Here is a 2,701-nt window from a genome sequence, read left to right on the forward strand (position 1 = left end):
TTTCTTAGAGACAATGGGGTTCGAGGCATTATTCCGCTGGAAGCGGCTTTTAAAATTTCAAAAGAATTGAATTACCCACCTTTTGAATCTTGGGCAATGGATGGCAGTAACATTAAAGTAACATTACAGTTTCATAAAGACGCACCACTTGAATTGGTAAAAAGTGAGCTTGAAAAACTGCAAATAAAAATTCTTGAGGAATACAAAAATGCAGATGTCATCGATTTGTCAATTCCAGATAACTGTTTGGTCGAATTGGCTAACCTACCTTTTGTAAAATGGATTGAACTTATTGTTGCACCGGATGTTAAGGATGATACCCGTGGAAGAAGCATCCATAGGGCTAATAGTTTGGATCCACAGACCAGTGTTGGGAACAATTATACCGGCCTTGGTGTTGGTGTATTGGTCAGAGATGATGGAATTGTTGGCCCACACATAGATTTTCAGGGCAGACTTGACAATACTTTTGCGTCAGGTACCGGACAAACCCATGGCGATGGTGTTGCAGGTATAATGGCTGGCGCCGGAAATTTACACCCAGACAAAAGAGGTATGGCGGCAGGAGCCGATGTATATGTTGTTAACTATGTTTCAACTTTTCTCGATACCCCCACACAAAACTATATTAACAATGATATCGTCCAAATCACAAACTCTTCATACAGCAATGGCTGTAATGACGGTTATACTTCAACTGCAAGAACAGTAGATTTACAATCAAACAATATCCCATCACTATTGCATGTATTTTCTGCAGGAAACTCAAACAACAACAATTGTGGTTATGGTGCAGGCACACAATGGGGAAATATAACCGGTGGTCATAAGCAGGGCAAAAACGTTATTGCTACTGCTAATGTCTTTTTTGACGGAAGTCTCGTTAACTCAAGTAGCCGTGGCCCTGCACACGACGGTAGAATCAAACCTGATATAACTGCACATGGACAAGGCCAAAATTCAACCAGTGAAAACAACCAATATCTTGTTTTTGGCGGAACATCCGGAGCAGCCCCGGGCATTGCCGGCGTTTCTGCTCAACTATATGAATTGTATGCTGAATTAAATAATGATAATCACCCACCTTCTGCTTTGATTAAAGCCACACTCTTAAATACTGCAAATGATTATGGCAATGTAGGACCGGATTATAAATTTGGTTGGGGGATTGTAAATGGAAACAGGGCCGGAAAACTAATTGAGGATGGGAGATATCTAACCGATAACATTTCTCAAGGAATAACCAACACTCATACCATAAATGTTCCCACCGGAACAAGTCAAGTGAGGTTCATGGTTTATTGGAATGATCCTGCGGCTGCGGCAGGAGCAAGCCCGGCATTGGTAAACGATCTCGATTTGGTCGTGAAAGACCCTTTAAACGTTTCATACCTCCCTTGGATACTTGACCCGACACCCAGCCCGGTAAACCTTGACACACCTGCTACAAACGGCCTTGACCGCCTTAATAATATGGAGCAGGTATTAATTAATGATCCGGATGCCGGAAATTATATTGTAGAAATAACCGGGTTTAATGTTCCTATGGGTCCACAAGATTATTTTTTAGTCTATGAAATCATAACTGACAATATAGAAATTACATATCCAAACGGAGGAGAAAGCTTTTTTCCGGGAGGTAACGAATCAATCCACTGGGATGCTACAAATACAACCAATGACTTTTTGCTTGAATACACCACAGATAACGGAACAACTTGGAATCCAATTGCTACAGTAAACAGTAGTTTAAGAATTTATACATGGTCTGTGCCTTCCACCATTACCGGGAATGCCAAAGTAAGAGTTACAAGCGGTACTTATCAGTCTGAAAGTGATTCAACTTTTTCGATAGCAAACTTTGTTGGAGGTATTATTCAGGTTGTACAGGTATGTCCTAATACAGCGAGTTTTTCCTGGAATGCACTTGCCGGTGCAGAAGCTTATGATTTTTATACATTGGGAACAAAATATATGGAAGTGGCAGGAACCACAACAATCAATTCCATCACCATACCAATCAATAACCCGGATGATGAAATCTGGTTTGCAGTCGTTGCAAAAAACAACACCCTTGGTTGGACATCAAGGAGATCAAATGCTTTATACTATGGAGGTGGACTTTTCAACTGCACAATGTCAGATGATTTAGCCCTGATTTCAATAAACAATGACCCGAATGAATTCAATTATGTTTGTGATAATTCACCTGTGGTTATTTCTGCTACAGTTGCAAATTTGGGATTAAATTCACAGTCCAATTTCATCATGCGATATCAAATTGATAATGAAGCCCCTGTGGAAGAAACCTTTACAGGCACTTTAAATTCGGGTCAACAAATTGTTTATGATTTTAATACCCCGGTTGCCCTTGCTGACAACGATGAGTATGTATTGACCGTTGAAGTAGTCCTTTCCGTAGATCAAAACCCTGCAAACAATAATGGCGAACTAGAATTTTTTGCAACAGTTAACGCAACAACTATAGATTTTACTGAAGATTTTGAAACAAACGGATTTCCCCCCAACGGATGGATTATAATTAATCCTGATGATGAGGCCACTTGGGAAGAAAGAACTCAGATTTTGGGTAGTGATGGTAATTTCACCACAACATCTTTTATCAACAATTTTTCATACAATGCGCCAGGAGAAGATGATACCTTTCAAACTGAAATATTTGATTTGAAATTTGCAGTAT

General features: G+C 39.9%; 1 protein-coding gene. It reads left to right on the forward strand.

Annotated elements, in window-relative coordinates; genetic code table 11:
* On the forward strand, positions 1-2,701 hold a 2,701-nt coding region (locus AC6F75_RS05830; RefSeq protein ID WP_500714013.1), incomplete at both ends, for a S8 family serine peptidase.

The organism is Planktosalinus sp., assembly GCF_059864935.1.